The following is a 24,458-nucleotide window of genomic DNA, read 5'->3' as shown; positions in this document are numbered from 1 at the left end:
GGCCCCCCTTTTTTGCCAGCACCGCGGCGCGGCGCTACCCACGCAGGACTCAGGCCGCAGCCAGCGCCCGATCCAGGTCTTCCAGCAGATCGTCGATATGCTCGATGCCGATCGACAGCCGCACCATGTCTTCGCTGACACCGGCGGCCTTCAGTTCCGCCGCGTCGAGCTGGCGGTGCGTGGTCGACGCCGGATGCGTTGCCAGCGACTTGGCGTCGCCGATGTTGACCAGGCGCGTGAACAGCTGCAACGCATCGAGGAAGCGCGCACCGGCTTCGCGGCCGCCGCTCTTCAGGCCAAACGACAAAATGCCCGGCCCGCGTCCGCCCAGGTAGCGTTGTACCAGCGCGTGGTCCGGGTGCTCGGGCAGGCCGGCGAAGTTGACCCATTCCACCTTCGGGCTGGCCTTCAGGTGACGCGCCACCGCCAGCGCGTTCTCGGTGATGCGGTCCAGCCGCAGCGCCAGCGTCTCGATGCCTTGCAGGATCAGGAAGGCATTGAACGGCGACAGCGCCGCGCCGGTATTGCGCAGCGGCACCACGCGCGCGCGGCCGATATAGGCGGCGGCGCCGAGGGCTTCGGTGTAGACCACGCCGTGGTAGGACACGTCGGGTTCGTTCAGGCGCTTGAAGCGTGCCTTGTGCTCGGCCCACGGGAACTTGCCGCTGTCGACGATGGCGCCGCCCACGCTGTTGCCATGGCCGCCCAGGTATTTGGTGAGCGAGTGCACGACGATGTCGGCGCCGTGTTCAAAAGGCCGGCACAGGTAGGGCGACGGCACGGTGTTGTCGACGATCAGCGGGATGCCGTGGTTGTGCGCCACCTTGGCAATGGCTTCGATGTCGACGATATTGCCCAGCGGATTTCCCACGGATTCGACGAAGATCGCCTTGGTGCGCGCGTCCACCAGGTCGCCGAAGGCGGCGGGATTGCGGCCGTCGGCAAAGCGGGTCTCGATGCCGGACAGCGGCAGCGTGTGGGCAAACAGGTTGTAGGTGCCGCCGTAGAGTTGGCTGGCCGAGATGATGTTGTCGCCGGCCTCGGCGATGGTCTGGATGGCGTAGGTGATGGCCGCCATGCCGGACGCCAGCGCCAGCGCGCCCACGCCGCCCTCGAGCGCGGCCAGGCGCTGCTCCAGCACGTCGTTGGTGGGATTCATGATGCGGCTGTAGATATTGCCGGGCACCTTGAGGTCGAACAGGTCGGCGCCGTGCTGCGCGTTGTCGAACGCATAGGCTACGGTCTGGTAGATGGGCACGGCCACCGCACGGGTGGTCGGGTCCGGGGAGTAGCCGCCGTGAACGGCAATCGTCTCGATTTTCATGATGTCGTTGTCTTCTTGTTGGAATGATGGCGCTCAGGAGCAGGCATGGTAGCAGTGGTGGCTCCCGCATGTCACCGTGGCGGACCGTGGCCGGGCCGCCGCGGGTCCGCTCAGTGGCTGGCCAGCGGGAAGCTCGCCTGCCAGACGTTGTCCTTCACCTTGACGGCGGTGGGGATCAGTTTTTGCTCGTGGAACAGGTCAGCCACCTGCTGCTGGACGGCGACCACCTCCGGCGTTACCGGCGTGGCGCCGTACGGCACGCGCTTGAGCCAGGCTTCGACTACCTGTACGTCCAGGCCCACGGCGGGCGCCAGCAGGGCGGCGGTCTCGCCGGGGTTCTTCACCACCCACAGGCCGGTCGTGCGCAGTTGCTCCAGGATGGCGTTGACGATCTGCGGCTGCGCCTTGACGAAGCCGTTGGCGGCTTCGTAGAAGTTGAAGGGCGAGGGCACGCCTTCGTAGTCGGCGATGGTGCGCACCTTCAGCGCCTTTTGCGCCAGCGCGTAGTACGGGTCCCAGACCACCCACGCGTCCACGTTGCCGCTCTCGAAGGCGGCGCGCGCATCGGCCGGCGGCAGGTAGATGGGCTGGATGTCTTGCAAGCTGAGGCCGTGCTTCTTCAGCAGCTGCACCAGCAGGTAGTTGGAGCTGGAGCCCTTCTGCAGGGCGATGCGCTTGCCCCTGAGGTCGGCCACGGAGCGGATGGAGGATTTCTCCGGCACGAACAGCGCCTCGTTGGTCTTGCCACCGGGCTCGGCGCCGACGTAGACGAAGTTGGCGCGCGCGGCCTGGGCGAAGACAGCCGGCGGCGCGCCGGTGTAGCCAAAATCGATGCCGCCGGCGTTGAGCGCTTCGAGCAGTTGCGGGCCGGCGGGGAATTCCTTCCACTCCACCTTGAAGCCGAGCGGGGCGAGCTTTTTCTCCAGCGAGCCCTGGGCCTTCAGCACGGCAAGCAGGCCGGCCTTCTGGTAGCCCACGCGCACGGCCGGGTCGGCGGCATGGCCGGCGGCGGACCAGGACAGCGCGGCGATAGCCAGGACGCGGCCCGCGAAGGGCAGCCAGCGGCGGAAAGGATGCATTGCGATTTCTCCGGGAAGGGTCTTGGTTTGTCTGCGGCCCTATGGTTGCGAAATCGCGCGGGGAGGGGAACGAAGCTTATTGCATTTGAATAGAACGGCGCCGGGTGATACCCATGAATGTGATCGATGTCACGCTCCGCGTGTGATGGCGCCCCTTCCTGGATTGGTGCGGCTGCTTTCAAGGGTGCGCACCCCTGCGACACCTTGCCGCAGGCAAAATTATCCTGAACTAGTGCGGAGTTGCGGGTGGGATGAGTGGAGAAGCTGCATTGTCCGGTTTGCTGAACAGTGTGTTCCACCTCACGGGTTTACCCTCAATGCTGCGATGCGGTAGATTTCGCGCCACGATGTCAGACGTACCGCGACCCTCACCTGAATACCCTGTTTGCCCGCCGGGCGGACATACCGGGCGTCGCCGTGCCGACATCCTCCTGTGTGGACCACCGCAGTCCCACAATGATCCGTCCCACAAGGACCAAGCCAGCCTGCCCCTGATCGGTGCGTCGCCTGGCACACAGGGCGCTTGACCCGGATCTGACCCAGTTTCCCCCAGCCTTAAGCCTGCCGCTTGCTCCCGCATCCGGCAGCAAAACCGCGCCGCGCCGTCGTTCCGTGGCCAACTCAACCAGTCGTGACATGAAGATACCCAAACTTCCGCGTTGGACGCGGTTACTGCCTTGCGCCGCCCTGCTGCTGGCCGGATGCAACATGACCGTGCTAGATCCGAAGGGCCAGATTGGCGCCGACGTCAAAAACATCATCCTGATCGCGACCTGGCTGATGCTGCTGGTCGTGATTCCTGTGATCGTCCTGGTCTTTACCTTCGCCTGGAAGTACCGCGCCAGCAATAAGTCGGCCCGCTACGAGCCGGACTGGTCGCACTCCACCGGTATCGAAGTGGTGGTGTGGCTGATTCCCTGCCTGATCATCCTGGTGCTGGGCATCATCACGTGGAAGTCCTCTCACGACCTGGACCCGTACAAGCCCATCGAATCCAACGTCAAGCCCGTCACCATCGAGGCCGTGGCGATGAACTGGAAGTGGCTGTTCATCTATCCGGAACTGGGTATCGCCACGGTCAACGAGATCGCGTTCCCGGTCAACACGCCGGTGAACTTCAAGATCACGTCCGATTCGATCATGAACTCCTTCTTCATCCCGCAACTGGGCAGCCAGGTGTACGCCATGGCGGGCATGGAGACCAAGCTGCACCTGATCGCCAACGAGAACGGCATCTTTGACGGCATGTCGGCCAACTACAGCGGCGGCGGCTTCTCCGGCATGAAGTTCAAGGCCAAGGCGGTCTCCAACTACGACTTCGAACAATGGGTCAAGCAGGTCCGCGCTTCGTCGAACCAGCTGACCCTGGCCGACTACAGCGAACTGGCCAAGCCCAGCGAGGCGAATCCCGTGGCGCTCTACGCCAAGGTCGATCCGCAGCTGTACCACGGCATCCTGCACAAGTACATGGACGGCGCAGGCGGCGCGATCGCCGGTAACGGCACGTCGTTCGGTCCTGTCTGCACCTCGCGCAACACCCTTGGCGTGAGCCAGGTGTCCATGGCCGCGCCCGCTATGCCGGCGCCGGGCTCGAATTCCTAGGAGTTAAGATGTTTGGCAAATTGAGTTTGGATGCCATCCCGTTCCACGAGCCCATCATCATGGGCACGTTGTCGATGGTGGCACTGGGTGGGGTGGCGCTATGCGCGCTGATCACCTATTTCGGCAAGTGGAAGTGGTTGTGGAACGACTGGTTCACCTCGGTCGACCATAAGAAGATCGGCATCATGTACAGCGTGGTTGCGCTGATCATGCTGCTGCGCGGCTTTGCCGACGCCATCATGATGCGTACCCAGCTGGCCCTGTCCACCAACGGCGCCACCGGCATTTTGCCGCCCGAGCACTACGACCAGATCTTCACCGCCCACGGCGTGATCATGATCTTCTTCGTGGCGATGCCGCTGATGACGGGCCTGATGAACCTGGTGGTGCCGCTGCAGATCGGCGCGCGCGACGTGGCCTTCCCGTTCCTCAACACGCTGAGCTTCTGGCTGTTCGTGGCCGGCGCCATGCTGGTCAACGTCTCCCTGGGCGTCGGCGAGTTTGCGCGTACCGGCTGGCTGNNNGGGCGGGCGGGCCTCCCCGCCGCTGTCCGGGATCGCGTACAGCCCCGGGGTGGGGGTGGACTACTACCTCTGGAGCTTGCAGATCTCGGGTCTCGGCACCTTGCTGACCGGCGTCAACTTCCTGGTGACCATCCTCAAGATGCGCGCGCCGGGCATGACCCTGATGCGCATGCCGGTGTTCACCTGGACTGCCCTGTGCACCAACGTGCTGATCATCGCCGCCTTCCCGGTGCTGACCGTCACGCTGGGCCTGCTGGGCCTGGACCGCTATCTCGGTATGCACTTCTTTACCAATGAGATGGGCGGCAACGCCATGATGTACGTGAACCTGATCTGGATCTGGGGCCACCCCGAGGTGTACATCCTGATCCTGCCGGCGTTCGGCATCTTCTCGGAAATCATCTCGACGTTCTCGGGCAAGAAGCTGTTCGGCTACAAGGGCATGGTCTACGCGACCAGCGCCATCATGGTGCTGTCGTTCCTGGTCTGGCTGCACCACTTCTTCACGATGGGTTCGGGCGCCAACGTCAACGCGTTCTTCGGCATCACCACGATGATCATCTCCATCCCGACCGGGGTGAAGATCTTCAACTGGCTGTTCACCATGTACCGCGGCCGCGTGCAGATGACCACGCCCGTGCTGTGGACGCTGGGTTTCATGGTCACCTTCGTGATCGGCGGCATGACCGGCGTGCTGATGGCAGTGCCGGCGGCTGACTTCGTGCTGCACAACAGCCTGTTCCTGATCGCCCACTTCCACAACGTGATCATCGGCGGCGTGCTGTTCGGCTACCTGGCCGGCATTACCTACTGGTTCCCCAAGGCGTTCGGCTTCAAGCTTGACGAAGGCCTGGGCAAGTGCGCGTTCTGGTGCTGGATCATCGGCTTCTACCTGGCCTTCATGCCGCTGTACGCGCTGGGCTTCATGGGCATGACCCGCCGCCTGAACCACACCGACAACCCGGCGTGGAACCCGTACCTGTACGTGGCCGTGGTGGGTGCGCTGTTTGTCGGCCTCGGCATCGTGTTCCAGGTCCTGCAGATCATTGTCAGCGTGCGCCGCCGCAACGAACTGCGCGACGTCACCGGCGATCCCTGGGGTGGCCGTACCCTGGAGTGGGCAACTTCGTCGCCGCCGCCGTTCTACAACTTCGCGCACACCCCGGTGGTGCGTGACCTCGACGCCTTCGCCGACATGAAGGCACGCGGCGAGCTGCCGCAGATGCAGGCGCACTACGAGCAGATCCACATGCCGAAGAACACCGGCGCTGGCTTCTACATCGGTGCCTTCAGCCTGGCGCTCGGCTTCGCCCTGACCTGGCACATCTGGTGGCTGGCGGCGGTTGGCCTGGTGGGCATGATCGTCAGCTTCATCTTCCGCAGCAACGACGACCATATCGACTACTACGTGCCCGCACGTGAAGTCGAGGCGGTCGAGTCGAGCCATTTCCAGCGCATCGCGTCACAGGCCTGAATCGAATCATGACGACTGAAGCTCTACATCGTTATCCCGCGCATGCCGCCGACGCGGCGCATGCCCACTCGCACGACCACGCCCATCACGACACCAGCGCCAACACGGTGTTCGGTTTCTGGGTGTACCTGATGAGCGACTGCATCATCTTCGCCGGGCTGTTCGCCGCTTTCGCGGTGCTGCGCGGCGAAGTGGCGGGCGGTCCTTCGGGCAAGGAACTGTTCGAACTGAACTACGTCCTGGTCGAGACCTTCCTGCTGTTGTTCAGCAGCCTGACCTCCGGCATGGCGATGATCGCGCTGCACAACGGCCAGCGCGCCCGCCTGCAGTTCTGGCTCGGCGTGACCTTCCTGCTGGGCGTGGCGTTCATCGGCATGGAAATCAACGAGTTCCATCACATGATCGCCGAAGGCGCCGGTCCGGAACGCAGCGCGTTCCTGTCCTCCTTCTTCACGCTGGTGGGCACCCACGGCCTGCACGTGGCCAGCGGCCTGCTGTGGATGGCCGTGCTGATGTGGCAGATCTCCCGCAAGGGCCTGACCGCCACCATGACCAAGCGCCTGGCCTGCTTCGCGCTGTTCTGGCACTTTCTGGACATCGTCTGGATCGGCGTGTTCACCGTGGTCTACCTGATGGGAGCGATGTAATGGAACACAGCAACGTTTCTACCGCAGGCGCGCACGACGCGCACGGCACCACGTCCGCCGGCGCCAGCCACGGCAGCGTCAAGTCCTATGTGATCGGCTTCGTGCTGGCGGTGATCCTGACCGTCATCCCGTTCAAGCTGGTGATGGGCGGCACGCTGGAAGCCTCCACCACGCTGGCCGTGATCCTCGGCCTGGCCGTGGTGCAGATCGTTGTGCACCTGGTCTACTTCCTGCACCTGGACAGTTCGTCGGAGCAGCGCTGGAATGTGATGGCGCTGGCCTTCACCGCGCTGATCCTGCTGATCGTGGTGGCGGGCTCGCTGTGGATCATGCACAACATGAACAGCAATATGATGGTGCACTGAGCGATCTACGCATCAGCGCTGACAAAGGCGGCCTCCGGGCCGCCTTTGTCGTTTTGCGCCCGGCATGGGCGAGATCCTGGGGGACGGTCCTGATTTGGCCTATGCTGGTTGAGTGCAAAGGACAGCAGCAAGGATTGGCGAGCGCCGTCACCGCCGGCATCCTTGAAAGGAGGGATGCGCCATGAAGGAATCATCCATCAGGGTGGGCGTCATCACGGACCAGACGGGGCCACTCTCGTTCGCGGGAATCGCCAATGCAAACGTGGCCAGGATGGTGATCGATGACATCAATGCAACGGGTGGCTTGCTGGGGCGGCAGATAGATCTGTACCTTGAGGACAGCGCGACCACGGACAGCGTAGCGGAAGCCAAAGCTGCCAAGCTCATCCAGCAGGATCAGGTCGATGTGCTCTTCGGTGGCATTTACAGCTCCACGCGGCAGGCGATCAAGGGTCCTGCCGTAGTGAATGGCAAGAAGCTCTACATTTACCCGGAGCAATACGAGGGACAGGAATGTGACCCGCTGATCTTCTGCACAGGCCCGGTGCCGGCGCAGCAGGTTGAGCCTCTCATACCCTGGCTGATGCAGCAAACGGGGGCGAAGAAATTCTACCTGCCGTCAGCGGACTATATCTGGCCGCGCACGATGAACAAGAAGGTCCGTCAGGTTGTCACGGCCCACGGTGGCTCGATTGCCGGAGAGGAGTACTTCCCCCTCGATCACGCCGACTATGGCAAGACAATCGACCAGATCGCGTCCACTGGCGCAGAGGTGGTATTCAATACCATCGTCCCTCCCGGGCTCACGCCGTTCCTCGAGCAGCTCTACCGCTCCGGTTTCACGCAGCGAGGCGGATACATGGTCTGCACGTACTTCGACGAGAACTTCCTGAACCTGGTGCCGGCCGCGCATGTGGAGGGCCTGTACAGTTGCCTCGACTACTACCAGAACGTCAGCGATGCCTTCAGCAAGACACTGATCGATCAGTATGACAAGCGCTATCCGGGCACTGCCAGGTTCACTGCCGGCAGCGCGTGTTCGGGCATGTACCGGGGCCTGAGGCTCTGGGAGGCTGCGGTCAGGGAGGCGGGCTCGCTGAAGCAGGAGGATGTCATCAAGGCGCTAGACCACGCAAGGATCGCCGAAGGGCCGGGTGGCCCGGCTGAAATGGTGCCCGGTCAGCATCACGTTCGCATGAACATGTACATCGCACAGGCAAGCAACGGCAGCTTCAGGATTGTCAAAAGCCTGGGGGTCGTCGATCCGAAGGAGTGCATGCAAGGCATAACGTAGGCAATGCGAAGGGGCCGGGCCCGACGCATGCCGCCGCCCTATGCCGCCGCGCGTGCCGGGGTGGTGTGATTAGCCGGTTCGCCGTGCTTGGGCGCCCCCGGCTTCACCGCCACGCTCCGCCGCCCATCCACGCTGACCGGTACATCGCCCGCTATGGTCACGCGGCGCACTACGCGGTGCGCGTCGCCGTAGTCGTTGATCGCATAGTGCTGCGTGGCGCGGTTATCCCAGATCGCCACGTCGTTCGCGCGCCAGCGCCAGCGCACGGTGTTTTCCAGGCGATGCACGTGATCCTGCAGCACGGAAACCAGGTGCTGCGAATCGGACGATGTGTAGCCAAGCAGCTTCCTGACGAAATGCCCCAGCACCAGCGTGCGCTCGCCGGTCTCCGGATGCACGCGTACCACCGGGTGCTCGGTTTCGTAGATGGCGGAAGTGAACACTTCGCGATAGCGCTTGATGGCCTCGGTGCTGGCCGTATTGCGGGTGGCCGCGTAATCGTAGTCGTTGGTGTGGAGCGCCCAGAGCCGGTCGGCCAGTTCGCGCAATGCCTCCGGCAGATCCAGGTAGGCCGTCGCCGTATTGGCCCACACGGTGTCGCCGCCGGCCTCCGGAATGACCACGCCACGCAGCACGGAGACCTGCGGGTAGGCCAGGTCGAATGTCACATCGGTATGCCAGGAATTGGCACGGCCGCCGTGCCCGGAATCGAGTTCGAGCAGGAACCGCGTGCCGTCGCGCGAGGGCACGGTAGGGTGGGGCACCGGTGCGCCGAACAGGCTGGCGAAGCCTTCCTGCGCAGCATCGTCGAGGTGGTCCTGGCCGCGGAAGAACAGCACCTTGTGGCGCAACAGCGCGGCGCGCACGGCGCCGAAGGTGGCGGCATCGAGGTCCGGCGCCAGCTTTAGCCCGCGGATCTCGGCGCCGATGCGCCCCGCTACCGGGTGGATGTCTAGCGTGACTTGGGCTGCGGTTTGCTGCTGGGTCATGTGGGATTCTCCTGTGGGTGGCAATAAAGGGCGTGAGTAAGGGCGTGAGTGAGGGCGCGATCGAGTGCGCGAATCAGATCGCGAACCGGATATGCGGCGGCAGCCCGCCGCCGGCGTCGGGATCCGGCAGGTGCCGGATGGGCGCTTCGGCCAGGTCGGCCGGGCGCCCGGTGAATTCCTGCAGCACATCGTCCTTGACACGCGCGAAGGATAGCGCCGCGCGGTCGCGCGGATGCGCCAGCGGCACCGGCAGGATGCGGCGGATGCGGCCGGGGCGCGGCTCCATCACCACCACGCGGTCGCCCAGGTAGATGGCTTCCTCCACATCGTGCGTGACCAGGATCATGGTGATGCCCTCGGCCTGCCAGATGCGGTGCAGCTCCTGTTGCAGATAGGCGCGGGTCAGCGCATCGAGCGCGCCGAAGGGTTCGTCCAGCAGCAGGATCTCCGGGCGCGTGACCAGCGCGCGGGCGATGGCCACGCGCTGCGACATGCCGCCGGAGAGCTGGTGCGGAAAGGCGGTCTCGAAGCCGGCCAGCCCGACCAGCCCGATATGCTCGCGCACGGTGCGGCGTTTCTCGCTCTCGGTCAGGTTGGCGTTGAGCAGCGCCATGCGGATGTTCTGCTCCACCGTCAGCCAGGGAAACAGCCGGTGCTCCTGGAACACGATGCCGCGGTCCAGGCTGGTGCCGGCCACGCGCTTGCCGTCGAGCAGGATCTCGCCTTTGTAGTCCTCCTCCAGCCCTACCACCAGCCGCAGCAGCGTGGATTTGCCGCAGCCGCTGGCGCCGACGATGCTGACGAACTCGCCGGGCGCAATCGAGAGGGTGATGTCTTCCAGTACGGGCAAGGGCTCGCCCTTGACTTCATATTGCTTGCGCAGGTGCTCGATGCTGAGCGTGCCGGCATGGGCCATGATCGGTTTTTTCCAGTGAGTTGTTGGGAGAGCCGGCGCTTCAGAACGCGGCGACGGAGCGGCCGCGCCATGCCAGCAGGCGGCTTTCGATACGGCTGGCGATCCAGTTCAGCGTGAAGCCGACCAGCCCGACCACGATCACGCCGAAGATCACCAGGTCCATCCAGAAATTCTCGCGGCCATCGGTCATGGTGTTGCCGATGCCTTTGCCGGAGACCAGCATGTATTCGGCGCCGAGCGTGGCCAGCCATGCGTAGATCAGGGCCAGGTGGATGCCGGCAAAGATCGACGGCGAGGCCGACGGCAGCACCACGCGCAGCAGCACCTGCCAGCGCGAGTACCTCAGCACGCGGGCCACTTCCAGCAGGTCCGCGGGCACGCCGCGGATGCCTTCGAAGGTATTGAGCACCACGGGGAAGAACGCCGCCAGCGACAGGAACACCACCTTGGCGGTGTCGCCCAGGCCGAACCACACCGAGATCAGCGGAATCCACGCGAACAGCGAGATCTGCTTGATGGTGTGGAAGGTCGGGCCGAACAATTGCTCGAACAGCCGCGACAGCCCCAGCGCGGTGCCGAACACCAGGCCCACGCTGGCGCCGAGCGCGAAGCCCGCCAGGTCGCGCCACAGGCTGGCGGAGAGCGCCACGAAGAGGGCGCCGCTGCGCACCTGCTCCACTGCGGTGGCCCAGACCTTGGAAACCGGCACCAGCAGCGGCGAGGTGCTCCAGCCGAAGCGCACCGCGGCCCACCAGAGGACGATCAGCGCGACCGGCAGGACCCAGCCGCGCAGCGCGCGAGGCATGCGCACGGCACGTGCGCTGGCGGATCGGGTAGTTGGCGTCGTGATTGCATCAGCCATCTTGGTTTCCTTGTATTGCAGCGATCAAAGGCCCGGCTTGCGCCAGCGCAGCACCGCGCGCTCGGCCAGCGCCAGCAGCTTGTCCAGCGCGAACCCGACCGCGCCCACCACGATGACCGCGGCGATCACCATATCGAGCTGGAACAGTTGCCTGCCATAAACGATCATGTAGCCGAGCCCTTCGGATGACGCCAGCAGTTCCACCACCACCAGCGCCAGCCAGGCATGTGTCAGCCCATAGCGGATGCCATTCCAGACCGGCGCGGCGGCGGCGGGAAACACCACCCGCGACAGCAGTTGCCAGCGCGTGAACTTCAGCACCCGCGCCACTTCGATATAGCGCGTGGGCACGTTCTGGATGCCCTTGCAGGTATTGAGCGCGATCGGCACCAGCGATGCCTTGGCGATCAGGATGATCTTGAGCGCCTCGTCAATGCCCACCAACAGCATCAGCAGCGGCAGCCAGCCCAGCACGGGCACCTGGCTGAAGGCCTTGAAGGTGGGATAGACGTAATCGCGGAAGCCGGGCGACAGGCCCATCGCCACGCCCAGCGCCAGCCCGCCGGCCAGGCCCAGCGCAAAGCCGCCCGCCACGCGCAGCGCGCTGACGGCCAGGTTGGCCTGCAGCTCGCCGCTCTGGTACAGCTCGGCGAGCGTGTGCCAGACCGCGTCGGGTGCGGGCAGGACCTGCGGCGGGATCCATGCGAAGCGTGCCGCCACGTACCAGGCCAGCAGCAGCGCCAGCGGCACGGGCCAGGCCAGCAGCCAGGCGGCGTGATGCAGGCCGGGGCGCCAGTGGCGTTGCGCCTTGCCGCCGTGCTCGGGCGCTGCCCCGGCGGAAGCGGGCCGGGGCAGCGCAAGGGAATCGTTGGCGGCCATCGCGTCAGGCTCCGAGAATCTTGCCGTTCGGCTGGTAGACCGGCCAGTAGCTTTGCAGGCTCAGGTCGTTCAGCGCGTTCTTGAGGAAGCTCGTATCGATCCACTGGTCGACATCGAACCTGGCGCGCGACAGGCGCAGGCGGTAGGCCTGCTCGGTGGCATCCTTGTAGCGGCTGACGAGGAAGGGGTCGAAGTTCGGGTTCAACCGTACGCGCAGCGGTTCGCCTTCATAGTCCTCCTTCCAGTGCTCATAAGGCGTGCCGGCGCGCGCCCAGGTGCGCAGCACATCTTCGCGGTTCTTCTCGTCGGAGGCCCAGCGCGCGGCCTGCACCGCTGCCTTGACGAGCTGCTGGGTGGCTTCCGGATACTTGCTGGCGAAGGCGTCGGTCACCAGCACATGGCTCTGGCGCGTGTAGATCGGCGACTGGTTCTTGCTGGAGTAAAGGATGCGCACCGCGCCCTTGTCGCGCAGGCGCAGGATGTCCATCGCGCCGATGGCACCGTCGATGTCGCGTGTCGTCAGCGCCGCCAGGTAGCCGGCGGTGTCCAGGTTCAGCAGCCGCAGGTCTTTCTCGGCAAGGCCGTTGGCCTCAAGCAGGCGCAATGCCGGCAGATGCATGTTGGTGCCCTTGAACAGCGACACGCGCTTGCCGCGCAGGTCCGCCACCGTCTTGAGCGGGGAGTCGGGCGGTACACCGATATAGATATTGGTGCGCACGCCCGTGGCCAGCACCAGCCGTGTCTTGAGGCCCGCGGCGCGCGCCACGATGGCGGGCAGGTCGCCTTGCATGGCGAAGTCGAGCTGATTGGTGCTGATGGCCTCGTTCACGGCCGGGCCCGCGCCTTTGAAGAAGAGCCATTCAATGCGTGTGCCCGAGGGCTTGAACGCTTCCTCCAGCCATCCGCGCGCATGGGCGATCGCCATCGAACTACCCGCGAAACTCGGTGGCGTCCCGGTGGCCGGCTGCGCCACGCCGATGCGGATCACGTCGGGCCTGGCGGCGCCGCTGGCGCTGAATGCGCTGAATGGGCTGGCGGAGGCGGCGGCACCCAGGCTGGATACGGCAAGGCGTTTGAGAAGGGTTCGTCGCGTGAATGCCATCTTGGCTGTATCCCTGTGCAAAGCGGTGAAGAATGAATCGACGGCTCTCAAGATACGCGGCGTTGCCGGCGCGGCAGAAGGAATGTTTTTGGCTTTGGTTATGGGCTGCGCGCATATGCGCCGCAGCTGGCAATGCTTGCGCCGGCACGCATAAGGGCATGCGTTTTCCTTCGTTCCGCGAGGCAGCGGGGTGGCATAGAGTGCGCCATTTTCGATACATGACCTTGGCGAGCCCATGACGAACAAGAACGAGAAGAACGCGCAGCCGCCATCCGGCCGGCGCCGTTTCCTGCGCCAGGGCGCAGGACTGGGCGGCGTGGCGCTTGGCGCTGGCGCCCTGGCCGCGGGTGCGCCAGCCACGGCGCATGCCGAAGCGCTGACAGTGCCGCCGTGGACGCGCGCGCCCGGCGAGCCGGTGCTGTGGCGCGCCTACGGCCAGCCCGCCGAGTTCGAGAAGAACGTGATCCGGCGCAACCGGGGCGCCGCGCCGATGCCCGGCGCCAACTCTTCGATGACGCCGCTGCAGGACCTGCGCGGCATCATCACGCCCACGGGACTGGTATTCGAGCGCCACCACGCCGGCATCCCGCTGATCGATCCGGCCCTGCACCGGCTGGCCGTGCATGGGCTGGTGGATCGTCCGCGCATCTTCACCATGGACGATCTGGTGCGGCTGCCATCGGTGTCGCGCATCCACTTTCTCGAATGCTCCGGCAACACCGGGCGCGAATGGCGCGCGCCAAGCGCCACGTCGGTACAGATCAGCCACGGCCTGCTGTCGTGCTGCGAATGGACCGGCGTGCCGCTCTCAGTCGTGCTGGAAGAGGTTGGCGTGCGCCCGGAAGCGGCCTGGGTGCTGGCGGAGGGCGCCGATTCCGCGGCGATGACGCGCAGCGTGCCGATGGCCAAGGCGCTGGAAGACGCGCTGCTCGTCTACGCGCAGAACGGCGAGATGCTGCGGCCCGAGCACGGCTATCCGCTGCGGCTGTTCCTGCCGGGCTTTGAAGGCAATATGAGCATCAAGTGGCTGCGCCGCCTCAAGCTCGGGCGCGAGCCGTTCATGACGCGCGAGGAAACCGCCAAGTACACCGACTCGCTGCCCGACGGCAGCGCGCGCCAGTTCACCTTCCTGATGGACGTGAAATCGGTGATCACGTTTCCCGCGCCGGATCACACGCTGCGCGACAGGGGTTTCCATGAAATCTCCGGGCTCGCGTGGTCCGGCCATGGCCGCATCCGGCGCGTGGACGTATCCGTGGACGGCGGCCGCAGCTGGCGCGAGGCAACGCTGCAGGATCCCGTGCTCGACCGTGCGCTCACGCGTTTCCGGCTGTCGTGGCGCTGGGACGGCGGACCCACGGTGCTGCAAAGCCGCGCCATCGACGAGGCCGGCAATGTGCAGCCCTTGCCGGATCAACTGGTGGCCGCGCGCGGCTACGAGTCCACTTATCACTACAACGCCATCCAGGCATGGCGCGTGGGCGCCGACGGGAGGATTGCCAATGCGCGCGCCTGACACGCTCCGTAGATCCCTTGGTGCTGTCCTGCTGGCGATGGCCGCGGTGTGCCCGCGGGCACAGGCGCAGACCTATGGCCTGGGCCTGCTGGCCAGCGAGCGCGATCTCGCCGCATGGAATATCGACGTCACGCCCGATGGCGCCGGCCTGCCGCCGGGCAGTGGCAGCGTGGCGCGCGGCAGGCAGGTCTACGAAAACCTGTGCGCCGCGTGCCACGGCATCAAGGGCGAAGGCAAACCGGCCGATGCGCTGGTGGGCGGGCAGGGGAGCCTGAAGAGCGCGCACGCGAATGGCAAGCCGCCGCTCAAGACCATCGGCAGTTTCTGGCCGTATGCGACCACGGTGTTCGATTTCATCAATCGCGCGATGCCTTACAACGCGCCGCAGAGCCTGAAAGCGGACGAGGTTTATGCGGTCACGGCCTACCTGCTGCATCTGAACGGCATTGTGCCCGCGGAGGCTGTGCTCGATGCGCGGACCCTGCCGCAGGTGCGGATGCCGAACCGCGATGGCTTCGTGGCCGACGGCCGGCCCGACACCGCCAACGTGCCGTGCCGCAACGCCTGTGCGGCGCGACCCTGAGCCCAATGTAAAGACATGGATATGCGTTAAACGGATAAGCGGCAGCGATTTCATTCGTTGACCGCTGCAGACCCGGATCTCTACAGTGCAAAGCTTGAGAACGAGCGGTGCAGGGCCCGGCTTTTGCCGGAAACGGCATCGCAACTGAATCCGATATCGGATCCGCACTTTAGGTCTTCCGCTTTAGGTCTTCCGCATAAGAGCTTGCCATGACGATTGGAACCCACACGGCCTTATCCACGCTTGCTGCCGCCCCCGCCGTTTCAGCCGCTGCTTCCGGCAGCGCCGCTTTCGAGATCCGTCCCTTCGATGCGCCGCTCGGCGCGGAGATCATCGGCCTGGACTTGTCCGAGCCGCTGTCCGCGGAAGACTTCGCGCGCATCCATCGTGCGCATCTCGACTATCACGTGGTGGTGTTCCGCGACCAGCGCATCACGCCGGAACAGCAGATCGCCTTCAGCCGCCGCTTCGGGCCGTTGCAGATCCATGTGCTGCATCAGTTCCAGCTCGCCGGTCATCCCGAGATACTGATCGTCTCCAATGTGCTCAAGGAGGGCAAGCCGATCGGCCTGGGCGACGCCGGGCATTTCTGGCATTCCGATCTCTCGTACAAGGAAAAGCCCAGCCTGGGCTCGCTGCTGCATGCGCAGGAGCTTCCGGCCGAGGGCGGCGATACGCTGTTCGCCAACATGCACCTGGCCTGGGAGACGCTGCCCGCGCACCTGAAGAGCGCGGTGGAAGGGCGCAATGCCGAGCACACCTACCTGGCCAGGTACGCCGAGTTGCAGCAGCGCAGCCCGTGGCGTCCCAACCTGACGCCCGAGCAGATCGCGCAGGTGGCGCCGGTGCTGCAGCCGGTGGTGCGCACGCATCCGGAGACCGGCCGCCGCGCGCTGTTCGTCAGCGAGCATTTCACCACGCGCATCGCCGGGCTGCCCGAGGATGAAAGCCGTGACCTGCTGGCGCAACTGTTCGCGCACAGCGTGAAGCCGGAACACATCTATCGCCACGCATGGCAGGAGCACGACCTGGTGTTCTGGGACAACCGCTCGCTGCTGCACCTGGCCGCCGGCTGCCCGGAGTCGCTGCGCCGCGTGATGTATCGCACCACGATCGAGGGCGACCTGCCGGTCTGACCGGCACGCACGTCCGGATCATCCTGTCCCATACCGAATCCACTGAATCCACCGAATCCACCGGAGTTCCGCATGTCCCTGCTTCGTTCCCGTCTCTTCTCCGCCCGCTGGCCGCGTGGCGCCGTCGCGCTCGCGCTGGCCGCCGGCATGGCGATGTCCGGCGTGGCCCGTGCGGAAGGGAAGATCCGCATCGCCGAGCAGTTCGGTGTGGTCTACCTGCTGCTCAACGTGGCGCGCGACCAGCAACTGATCGAGAAGCATGGCAGGCAGCAGGGCGTCGACGTCAAGGTGGAATGGACGCAGTTGTCCGGCGGCGCGGCCGTCAACGATGCGCTGCTGTCCGGCGCGATCGATATCGCCGGGGCCGGCGTGGGGCCCTTGCTGACCATGTGGGATCGCACGCACGGCAAGCAGAATGTGAAGGGCGTGGCGTCGCTGGGCAACTTCCCATACTACCTGGTCAGCAATAACCCCAAGGTCAGGACCATTGCCGATTTCACCGACAAGGACCGCATCGCGCTGCCCGCGGTGTCGGTATCGGTGCAGTCGCGCGTGCTGCAGCTTGCCGCCGCCAGGCAGTGGGGCGACAAGGAATTCAACCGCCTGGACAAGTGGACCGTGGCGGTGCCGCACCCGGATGCGGCCGCGGCCATCATCGCCGGCGGCACCGAGATCAGCGGCCACTTCGGCAACCCGCCGTTCCAGGAACAGGAACTGGCCGGCAACCCCAATGCGCGCATCGTGCTGAACTCGTATGACGTGCTGGGCGGTCCCAGCTCGGCCACGGTGCTGTACGCCACCGAGAAATTCCGCAATGACAATCCCAAGACCTACCGCGCCTTTGTCGATGCGCTGGCCGAGGCGGCCCGGTTCGCCACCGCGAACCCGGAAGCGGCGGCCGACCTGTATATCCGCGTGAACAAAGCCAGGATCGACCGCGCGCTGCTGGTCAAAATCCTGAAGAACCCGCAGGTGCAGTTCAAGGTCACGCCGCAGAACACGTTCGCGCTGGCCGAGTTCATGCACCGGGTGGGCGCCATCCGCAACCAGCCGAAATCCTGGCAGGATTACTTCTTCCAGGACCCGGCCACTGCCCAGGGTAGCTGACATGGCCGCGCAGCCTTCCCCGTTACGCGTGGTTTCCGCGCGCCCCGCCGCAGCCGCGCCGCTGTTGCAGGTCGACGGCGTTTCGCTGGAGTACCGCACCCGTGAGCGCGTGGTGCGGGCCACCCACCAGGTCAGCTTTGATGTCCATGCCGCCGATCGCTTTGTGCTGCTCGGCCCTTCGGGCTGCGGCAAGTCGACCCTGCTCAAGGCCGTGGCGGGCTTCGTGCCGCCGTGCGAGGGCGAGATCCGGCTGGAGGGCGTGCCCGTCAGCGCGCCCGGCCCCGACCGCATCGTGGTGTTCCAGGAGTTCGACCAGTTGCCGCCCTGGAAGACGGTACGGCAGAACGTGATGTTCCCGCTGGTGCGCTCACGCGGCATGTCACGGCGCGAGGCCTCGGCATGCGCGCTGCATTTTCTCGACAAGGTCGGGCTGGCGAACTTCGCCGACGCCTATCCGCACACCTTGTCCGGCGGCATGAAACAGCGCGTGGCGATTGCCCGCGCGCTGGCGATGCGGCCCAAGGTGTTGCTGATGGACGAGCCCTTTGCCGCGCTCGACGCGCTGACACGGCGGCGCATGCAGGAGGAATTGCTGGCGCTGTGGAACGACGCCGCCTTCACGCTGCTGTTCGTCACGCATTCGATCGAGGAAGCGCTGGTGGTCGGCAGCCGCATCCTGCTGCTGTCGCCGCATCCGGGGCGCGTGCGCGCCGAACTCAACAGCCACCAGTACGACCTGGCCAGCCAGGGCGGGGCGGAGTTCCAGGCTACCGCGCAACGCATCCATCATCTGCTGTTCGACGAGCCGCCGCACGCGGCGCCGTCGCCGGCACGCACCGCGCAGGCACGCTGAGCCCCTGCCAGGATCGACCATGAGCACAAACACGTCATCTGTTTCCGCCACCACGGTGGTCCGCGCCGAATACGAGCGCAAGCTCGAGTCCTTCACCGCCTTGCCGGTGGCACGCGCCTTGCCCTGGCCGCAACGCCTGTGGCAGCAAGGCTGGCTGCGCAAGGCGCTGATCCTGGTGGTGCTGGCCTGCCTGTGGGAAATCATCGCGCGCCTGCAGGACAACGACCTGCTGTTGCCGGGCTTTCTCGCCACCGCGCGCGCCTTTGCCGAGGGCATCGGCAATGGCGAGCTGCTGACCAAGGCGGGCATCTCCATGTCGGTGCTGCTGCAAGGCTACGCCGGCGGCATCGTGCTGGCCTTTGTGCTGACCACGCTGGCGGTCTCGACCGAACTGGGGCGCGATGTGCTGGACACGCTCACCTCCATGTTCAACCCGCTGCCGGCCATCGCGCTGCTGCCGCTGGCGCTGCTGTGGTTCGGGCTGGGCAGCAAGAGCCTGGTGTTCGTGCTGGTGCATTCGGTGCTGTGGCCGCTGGCGCTGAACACCTATGCGGGCTTTCGCGGGGTGCCCGGCACCCTGCGCATGGCCGGGCGCAACTACGGGCTGCGCGGCTTGCGCTATGTGCTGCTGATCCTGGTGCCGGCCGCGCTGCCCGCCATCCTGTCCGGTCTGAAGATCGGCTGGGCCTTCGCCTGGCGCACGCTGATCGCGGCCGAGCTGGTGTTTGGCGCGTCGTCTGGCAAGGGCGGGCTGGGCTGGTACATCTTCCAGAACCGCAACGAGCTGTACACCGACCGCGTGTTCGCCGGCCTGGCCATGGTGATCCTGATCGGCCTGCTGGTGGAGAACCTGGTGTTCAAGACGCTGGAACGGGTGACCGTGCGCCGCTGGGGCATGCAGCACTGAGTTGCGCATGGCCGGGCCGATAGTGCGGCTTACGGCACGCGCGTCACGCTACAGGCCACGCCACAGGTAACCAGGGCCGTTCAGCCTGGCTTGGGTTCCTCTTGAGGCCGCAGTGGCCGGTCGCTCAATCCCAGCCGCTCGAGCACGCGTCCGGCGGCATTCGCCACGCTGTCGCCGTGCGGGGGCATCACCAGGTGCGCCGCCTCGCGATAGAGCGGATCGCGTACCCGGTAAAGGGCTTCCAGCGTGGCGCGCGGGTTGGGGCCTTGCAGCAGCGGGCGGTTGCGGCCGCGCCGGGTGCGCTGCCACAGCTCGGCGGGTGAAGCGCTCAGGTAGATCACGTAGCCGCGCGAGCGCAGCATTTCGCGGTTTTCCGGTCGCAGCACGGCGCCGCCGCCGGTGGCCAGCACGATGCCTTTACGCTGGGTCAGCTCGTCGAGCGTGCGGGTTTCGCGCTGGCGGAAGCCTTCCTCGCCTTCCAGTTCAAAGATGGTGGGAATGCGCACGCCGCAACGCGCCTCGATTTCGTGATCCGTATCGAAAAAAGGCAGCCCCAGCCGGCGCGCCACCGTCCGGCCAATGGTGGTCTTACCGGCGCCCATGAAGCCGATGAAGAAGAGGTTTTCGAAGTCCAAGTGTGGGGGGAGCCAGCCGCAGGCTCCGGATTCGGTCTTCTCTACGTTAGCACGAGATGGGCGCCGCTCAAAACGGCGCGGTGTTCCGTTGCTTCGGCGGCTTCGGTACAAGGGGCTTCACAGACCGAGCAGCTGCCGCGCCTGCGCGGGCGTGGCCACGGTGCGGCCGTACTCCGCGCACAGCTGCGCCACCCGGCCGACCAGTTGCGCATTGCTGGCGGCCAGCGTGTCCTTGTCCCAGCGCACGTTGTCTTCCAGGCCGGTGCGGCAGTGGCCGCCGAGCTGCAGCGTCCAGTGGTTAACTTCCAGCTGGTGCCGGCCGATCCCCGCCGCGGTCCAGGTCGCGCCGGGCAGCACCTTCTTCAGTTGCTCCACCTGGAATTCCAGGATCTCCTTGCGTGCCGGCAGCGCGTTCTTGATACCGAACACGAACTGCACATGCACGGGGGGCAGCAGCAACCCTTCCGTGACCAGGTCCGCCGTGTTGTAGAGCATCGCCAGGTCGAAGATCTCGATCTCGGGCTTGATGTGGTAATCGCGCATGGCCTTGGCCAGCGCGCGCACGAAGTCGGGCGGGTTCTCGTAGACCGTGGTGGGGAAGTTGACCGAGCCGGTGGCCAGCGAGGCCATGTCTGGGCGCAGGTCGAGCATGGCGCCGCGCTGCTCCATGGCGCGCCCGCGCCCGCCGGTGGAGAACTGCACGATCATGCCGGGGCAGTGCTTGCGGATGCCGTCCTGCAATTGCGCGAAACGCGCGGGGTCCGAACTGGAGTTGCCGGCTTCGTCGCGCACGTGCAGGTGGACCAGCGTCGCGCCGGCCTCGAAGCTCTCGTGCGTGCTCTCGATCTGTTCGGCAACGGAGATGGGGATGGCGGGATTGTCTTTCTTGCGGGGGACCGAGCCGGTGATGGCCACCGAGATGATGCAGGGATCTTGCATTTGAAACTCCAGGGAACGATTGTGGTGCCCGCCTCAGGCGGGCCGGGCCTTGTGGTTGCGGCTGGCCAGGGCTTGCGCCGCCATGCGCAGCGAGGCGTTGGCCGCGCCGAAGCCGAGGTAGCCGTCGCGCTGCACCAGCTCGAAAAAGAAGCGGTCGTGGAAGGGCTCGGTGTAGGCGTGCAGGAATTCACCGCCGGCATCCCTGTCGTAGAGCAGTTGCTGCCGGCGCAGGCGCTCCAGCAGCGCGTCGTCCAGCCCGAGGCGCGCGCCGACATCGTCGTAGTAGTTGTCGGGCACATGGAGCATGGCGGCTTCGGCGGGAACGATCCGCTCCAGCGTGGCGCTCAGGCCGGGCGTACGGAAGGCAATGTGGTGGATGCCCGAGCCGGCATAGGCGGTGACGAACCTGCCGGTGGCCGTGCGGCTGCTTTCCGAGACGTTGAGCGGAATCCGGATGTTCTGCTCCGGGCTGACCATGGCGCGGCTTTTCACCAGGCCGTACGGGTCGGCGATCTCGTGCAGGGCCTCGGCCTGCAGGCCGAACACCGTTTTGTAGAACAATACGAAGCTGTCGAGCCGGTGCGGCGGCAGGGCCTGGGCGATATGGTCGATGGCCGTGAGGCCCGCGCCCGTGTCGTCGGCGCTGCCGGGTTCCAGCACGAAGTCGCTCTCGTAGATGCTGCGGTCCGAGTCCTTCTCGTCGATCAGGTAGAACAGCATGCCGTCCGGCGCGCGCACCGCGGGAATGCTGCGTTCGTCCGGGCCGATGCGCTCGCGCCATTCCTTGCACAGCAAGGCACGCGCACGCGAGAGGGCGCGCTGGGCGTCGTCCACCTTCAGCCCGAGCGCGCAGACGGACGGCCCGTGAAGCTGGAAGTGCTCCGCGGCGGCGCTGTCCTGCTCGGCGTTGAGGATGATATTGACGCCGCCCTGGCGGTACAGGTCAACGGCCTTGGAGCGGTGGCGGCCGGCGTGGCTGAAGCCCAGCGAACGCAGCCGCATACCCAGTTCCCGTCCGGCTACGTAATCCACCGCGAACTCCAGGAAGTCGACGCCGCCGAAATGCGGCGCGGCCGGCAGGGCGGGGCCCCCGGCTTCGGATTCGAGCCAGATCAGCGAGCGCAGGCCATCCTGCGCGGTCAGGCGCGCGGGCGCCGCGCGGAATTCGTCGTTGAAGATTTCCAGCGACAGTGGTCCGCGATAACCCGCGCCGATGGCCGCGCGCGCAAACTCGGTCACGGCCAGATCGCCCTGGCCGGGAAAATTGCGGTAGTGCCGGCTCCACGACAGCACGTCCATGCTCATGCGGGGTGCATCGGCCAGTTGCACGAAGAACAGCTTCTCCGCCGGCACTGCGTCGATGCCTTCCAGCGTGTCGCCCAGCGATAGCGTGTGGAAGCTGTCCAGGATCAGGCCCAGCGCCGGGTGGTCGGCCTGCCGCACAATGTCCCATGCCTGCCGCCACAGCCTGGTGTGGCGGGCCCAGGCCAGCGCCTCGAAGCCCACCAGGAGCCCGCGCTTCGCCGCGGCTTCGGCCATGGCGCGCAGGTCGGCGGCGGCTCGCGCGGGATCGTCGACGGCGATGCCCTGCACATTGCTGCAGACCAGCACCATGCGCGCGCCCAGCTCCTCCATCACGTCGAACTTGCGTTCGGCGCGCGCCATGTTGCGGGTGCGGAATTCGTCGGGCATTGCCTCGAAATCGCGGAAGGGCTGGTACAGCGGGATGTCCAGGCCGAGGTCGGCCGCGATGCGGCGCACATCGGCCGGGGAGCCATCGAAATTCAACAGGTCGTTCTCGAAGATTTCGACGCCGTCGAAACCGGCGGCGGCGGCCGCTTCCAGTTTTTCCGGCAAGGTGCCGGACAGCGATACGGTGGCGATCGATTTCGGATGGCGCCAGGCTGCGGTTTGCATGTCAAATCCTGCGTGCTTCGTGTAGAGGAAGGTTAGGACCGATCTGACCCAGCAACAAGCGCAATCCGCGCGCGGACGTGCGATAATCGCGCCATTGAGAGCGACTGGCGCTCGGAACTAGGGTTATCGCTATGGATAAAGAACCGCTGAACCGGCGCGACTGGATTGCCGGACTGGAAAAGGGCCTGGCCATCCTGGAGGCCTTCGATAACGACCATCCGCGCCTGACGCCGACGCAGGCGGCCCAGCTGACGGGCCTCACGCGTACCGCGGCACGACGTTACCTGCTCACCCTGGAGCATCTGGGCTATACCACCAGCGACGGCACGCTGTTCAGCCTGACCCCGCGCGTGCTCAAGGTGGGCTGGTCCTACTTCGACTCGGCGCGCCTGCCGCGCGCGGTGCAGCCGTTCCTGCAGCAGATCACGGCGGCGGTCGGCGAGCCGGCATACCTGAGCGTGCTGGATGCATGGGAACTGGTGTTTATCTGCCGCACGGGTACGAGCCGGGTGATGAATACGGGCTTTGTGCTGGGAGCGCGCGTGCCGGCGCCGCTGGCTTCCGCCGGGGTGATGATGCTGGCCTCGGAGCCTGAGGATAAGGTCAAGGCGTGGCTGGAAGACGTCGTGCTGACGCCGTACACGCCGTACACGATCATGCAGCAGGACCGGCTGCTGGCCGAGATCAGGAAGGCGGGCGCGCAGGGTTACGCGCTGGTCGAGCAGCAGTTGCAGATCGGCGTGCGGGGGGTGGCGGTGCCGCTGCGGGATCGCCATGGGAAAGTGATCGCCGCGCTGAGCGTGAATATGCAGATCGGTGAGGAGAGCGCGGAGCAGGCGCTGGAGCGGGTGTTGCAGGTGCTGCAGGATACGGCGATATCGGTGATGAGGGTGTTGTGAGCAAGCAGGCGCGCCGAAAATAATGCGCGTTTGCCGGCCACTGGCTATCCGAATCTGCAAGCGGCCGCCGGGGACGCGATAGCACGCGAGATTGCGCCGCTGGCGGCGTGACCATGCGCCTCAAGACCTGCGCGCGCGACAACGACAGCTCATGGTCAAAGCCGTTCCAGGCCAGCGTGGCCGGACTGGTGCGCGAGGACCCGCTCGAACGGCAGCTCACGCATTTCTGCGACGTGATCCGAGGCACCGCAAAGCCTCTTGTCACCGTGCAGGATGGGCTGCAGAATCTGCGCGTCACCGAGGCCATCGCCGAGGCTGCGCGGACAGGCCGCATCGTCGGCACGGTGGACGCCTGAGCAGGGCATCCGCCAGGAAGGCGGCAACGATCAAAAGACCGGCAAGAACACCAGGAAAGAGGAAACAACATGCAATCCGTACTCGTCATCAACGGCCCCAACCTGAACCTGTTGGGCACGCGCGAGCCGCAGATCTATGGCTCGACCACGCTGGCGGACGTCGAGGCGGCCCTGAAGCAGCAGGCCGCGGGAATGGGCTTGTCGCTGGACTGCTTCCAGAGCAACCACGAAGGCGCCATCGTCGACCGCATCCACGCGGCGCGCACCGAAGGCGTCAGCTACATCCTGATCAACCCCGGCGCGTTCACGCACACCAGCGTGGCGATCCGCGACGCCTTCGCCGGCGTGGCGATTCCTTTCGTGGAGGTGCATATCTCGAACGTGCACAAGCGTGAGGCGTTCCGACATCACTCCTACCTGTCCGATATCGCGGAGGCGGTGATGGCAGGCTTCGGCACGCAGGGCTATGGCCTGGCGCTGCAGTTTATCGGCGCGAAACTGACGGCCGTGCCGGCCAAATGAAAACGGCGCGGCCCGGCGGAGAACCGCCGGG

General features: G+C 65.8%; 24 protein-coding genes and 1 pseudogene. 15 read left to right on the top strand and 10 right to left on the bottom strand.

The annotated features are described in order from the left end of the window. Window positions 1-49: 49 nt before the first annotated feature. Together CF70_RS16310 and CF70_RS16305 are read right to left on the bottom strand one after the other, a co-directional pair. Complete coding sequence (locus CF70_RS16310; RefSeq protein ID WP_035866685.1) at window positions 50-1,324, bottom strand: O-acetylhomoserine aminocarboxypropyltransferase/cysteine synthase family protein; 1,275 nt, start codon at window positions 1,322-1,324, stop codon at window positions 50-52. A gap of 110 nt (window positions 1,325-1,434) precedes the next feature. Beyond that, window positions 1,435-2,403, bottom strand: a complete 969-nt coding sequence (locus CF70_RS16305; RefSeq protein WP_035866682.1) for a sulfonate ABC transporter substrate-binding protein — start codon at window positions 2,401-2,403, stop codon at window positions 1,435-1,437. A 636-nt stretch (window positions 2,404-3,039) separates the two neighbouring features. Here CF70_RS16305 and cyoA point away from each other — a divergent pair. The 6 genes and pseudogenes from cyoA (at window position 3,040) to CF70_RS16280 (ending at window position 8,309) form a co-directional block, all read left to right on the top strand. After that, window positions 3,040-4,005 carry a ubiquinol oxidase subunit II gene (cyoA, locus tag CF70_RS16300; RefSeq protein WP_035866679.1) on the top strand — a complete coding sequence of 322 codons (966 nt, stop codon included), beginning with the start codon at window positions 3,040-3,042 and terminating at the stop codon, window positions 4,003-4,005. Window positions 4,006-4,013: 8 nt separating this feature from the next. Then, window positions 4,014-4,526, top strand: a pseudogene (locus CF70_RS37915) (cbb3-type cytochrome c oxidase subunit I); the annotation flags it as partial. Between the two features lie 3 nt (window positions 4,527-4,529). After that, on the top strand, window positions 4,530-6,003 hold a 1,474-nt coding region (locus CF70_RS16295; protein ID WP_235185078.1), incomplete at its 5' end, for a cbb3-type cytochrome c oxidase subunit I. A gap of 8 nt (window positions 6,004-6,011) precedes the next feature. Next, window positions 6,012-6,650, top strand: coding sequence for a cytochrome o ubiquinol oxidase subunit III (gene cyoC / locus CF70_RS16290; RefSeq protein ID WP_035866678.1), 639 nt, complete (start codon window positions 6,012-6,014; stop codon window positions 6,648-6,650). Further along, window positions 6,650-7,015 (top strand): cytochrome o ubiquinol oxidase subunit IV, encoded by a 366-nt coding sequence (locus CF70_RS16285; protein ID WP_035866677.1) that lies wholly within the window; start codon window positions 6,650-6,652, stop codon window positions 7,013-7,015. The genes cyoC and CF70_RS16285 overlap by 1 nt, the downstream gene beginning before the upstream one ends. A 181-nt stretch (window positions 7,016-7,196) precedes the next feature. Further along, on the top strand, window positions 7,197-8,309 hold the full coding sequence (locus CF70_RS16280; protein WP_035866676.1) for a substrate-binding protein: 1,113 nt from the start codon (window positions 7,197-7,199) through the stop codon (window positions 8,307-8,309). A gap of 38 nt (window positions 8,310-8,347) precedes the next feature. Here CF70_RS16280 and CF70_RS16275 read toward each other — a convergent pair whose 3' ends face one another. The 5 genes from CF70_RS16275 to CF70_RS16255 all read right to left on the bottom strand — a co-directional run bounded on the left by CF70_RS16275 (window position 8,348) and on the right by CF70_RS16255 (window position 13,057). Further along, window positions 8,348-9,298, bottom strand: a complete 951-nt coding sequence (locus CF70_RS16275) for a TauD/TfdA dioxygenase family protein (RefSeq protein ID WP_035866675.1) — start codon at window positions 9,296-9,298, stop codon at window positions 8,348-8,350. Between the two features lie 73 nt (window positions 9,299-9,371). Next, a complete protein-coding gene (locus CF70_RS16270; RefSeq protein ID WP_035866674.1) occupies window positions 9,372-10,214 on the bottom strand; it encodes an ABC transporter ATP-binding protein in 843 nt (280 codons plus the stop codon). A 40-nt stretch (window positions 10,215-10,254) separates the two neighbouring features. Further along, the gene (locus CF70_RS16265) at window positions 10,255-11,076 is read right to left on the bottom strand and encodes an ABC transporter permease (protein WP_235185077.1); all 822 of its coding nucleotides are present in this window, start codon (window positions 11,074-11,076) and stop codon (window positions 10,255-10,257) included. Between the two features lie 24 nt (window positions 11,077-11,100). Next, a complete protein-coding gene (locus CF70_RS16260; RefSeq protein WP_035866673.1) occupies window positions 11,101-11,955 on the bottom strand; it encodes an ABC transporter permease in 855 nt (284 codons plus the stop codon). A 4-nt stretch (window positions 11,956-11,959) separates the two neighbouring features. Beyond that, window positions 11,960-13,057: an ABC transporter substrate-binding protein gene (locus tag CF70_RS16255; RefSeq protein WP_035866671.1), complete on the bottom strand. Its 1,098-nt coding sequence runs from the start codon at window positions 13,055-13,057 to the stop codon at window positions 11,960-11,962. 235 nt (window positions 13,058-13,292) lie between these two features. On the opposite strand from CF70_RS16255, the gene soxC reads away from it, so the two are divergent. From soxC to CF70_RS16225, 6 genes are all read left to right on the top strand, one after another. Next, window positions 13,293-14,573, top strand: coding sequence for a sulfite dehydrogenase (gene soxC, locus CF70_RS16250; RefSeq protein ID WP_035866669.1), 1,281 nt, complete (start codon window positions 13,293-13,295; stop codon window positions 14,571-14,573). Then, entirely contained in the window at window positions 14,560-15,156 is a 597-nt protein-coding gene (locus tag CF70_RS16245) for a c-type cytochrome (RefSeq protein ID WP_035866667.1), read from the top strand. Before soxC ends, CF70_RS16245 begins: the two co-directional genes overlap by 14 nt. Before the next feature lie 209 nt (window positions 15,157-15,365). Then, window positions 15,366-16,292, top strand: coding sequence for a TauD/TfdA dioxygenase family protein (locus CF70_RS16240; RefSeq protein WP_035866665.1), 927 nt, complete (start codon window positions 15,366-15,368; stop codon window positions 16,290-16,292). A gap of 72 nt (window positions 16,293-16,364) precedes the next feature. Then, window positions 16,365-17,399, top strand: a complete 1,035-nt coding sequence (locus CF70_RS16235; RefSeq protein WP_035866664.1) for an ABC transporter substrate-binding protein — start codon at window positions 16,365-16,367, stop codon at window positions 17,397-17,399. A gap of 1 nt (window position 17,400) precedes the next feature. After that, window positions 17,401-18,252 carry an ABC transporter ATP-binding protein gene (locus tag CF70_RS16230; protein WP_035866662.1) on the top strand — a complete coding sequence of 284 codons (852 nt, stop codon included), beginning with the start codon at window positions 17,401-17,403 and terminating at the stop codon, window positions 18,250-18,252. Between the two features lie 19 nt (window positions 18,253-18,271). Continuing rightward, entirely contained in the window at window positions 18,272-19,159 is an 888-nt protein-coding gene (locus CF70_RS16225) for an ABC transporter permease (RefSeq protein WP_035866660.1), read from the top strand. Window positions 19,160-19,239: 80 nt separating this feature from the next. Here the strand turns inward: CF70_RS16225 and CF70_RS16220 are convergent, their stop codons facing one another. The 3 genes from CF70_RS16220 to CF70_RS16210 all read right to left on the bottom strand — a co-directional run bounded on the left by CF70_RS16220 (window position 19,240) and on the right by CF70_RS16210 (window position 22,650). Beyond that, the gene (locus tag CF70_RS16220; RefSeq protein ID WP_051648559.1) at window positions 19,240-19,761 is read right to left on the bottom strand and encodes a shikimate kinase; all 522 of its coding nucleotides are present in this window, start codon (window positions 19,759-19,761) and stop codon (window positions 19,240-19,242) included. 150 nt (window positions 19,762-19,911) lie between these two features. Next, window positions 19,912-20,733 (bottom strand): 3-keto-5-aminohexanoate cleavage protein, encoded by an 822-nt coding sequence (locus CF70_RS16215; RefSeq protein ID WP_035866658.1) that lies wholly within the window; start codon window positions 20,731-20,733, stop codon window positions 19,912-19,914. 33 nt (window positions 20,734-20,766) lie between these two features. Then, entirely contained in the window at window positions 20,767-22,650 is a 1,884-nt protein-coding gene (locus CF70_RS16210) for a bifunctional sugar phosphate isomerase/epimerase/4-hydroxyphenylpyruvate dioxygenase family protein (RefSeq protein ID WP_035866656.1), read from the bottom strand. A 131-nt stretch (window positions 22,651-22,781) separates the two neighbouring features. Here CF70_RS16210 and CF70_RS16205 point away from each other — a divergent pair, with 131 nt between their 5' ends. From CF70_RS16205 to aroQ, 3 genes are all read left to right on the top strand, one after another. After that, on the top strand, window positions 22,782-23,549 hold the full coding sequence (locus CF70_RS16205; protein ID WP_035866654.1) for an IclR family transcriptional regulator domain-containing protein: 768 nt from the start codon (window positions 22,782-22,784) through the stop codon (window positions 23,547-23,549). Between the two features lie 113 nt (window positions 23,550-23,662). After that, on the top strand, window positions 23,663-23,905 hold the full coding sequence (locus tag CF70_RS16200) for a Gfo/Idh/MocA family oxidoreductase (protein ID WP_035866652.1): 243 nt from the start codon (window positions 23,663-23,665) through the stop codon (window positions 23,903-23,905). A 69-nt stretch (window positions 23,906-23,974) separates the two neighbouring features. Then, window positions 23,975-24,427, top strand: coding sequence for a type II 3-dehydroquinate dehydratase (aroQ, locus tag CF70_RS16195; protein WP_035866651.1), 453 nt, complete (start codon window positions 23,975-23,977; stop codon window positions 24,425-24,427). Window positions 24,428-24,458: the final 31 nt, after the last annotated feature.

Source organism: Cupriavidus sp. SK-3 (assembly GCF_000611145.1).
Taxonomy (GTDB): Bacteria; Pseudomonadota; Gammaproteobacteria; order Burkholderiales; family Burkholderiaceae; genus Cupriavidus.
The sequence above is the reverse complement of the archived record's forward strand: the minus strand, read 5'-3'. Positions and strand labels throughout refer to the sequence as shown.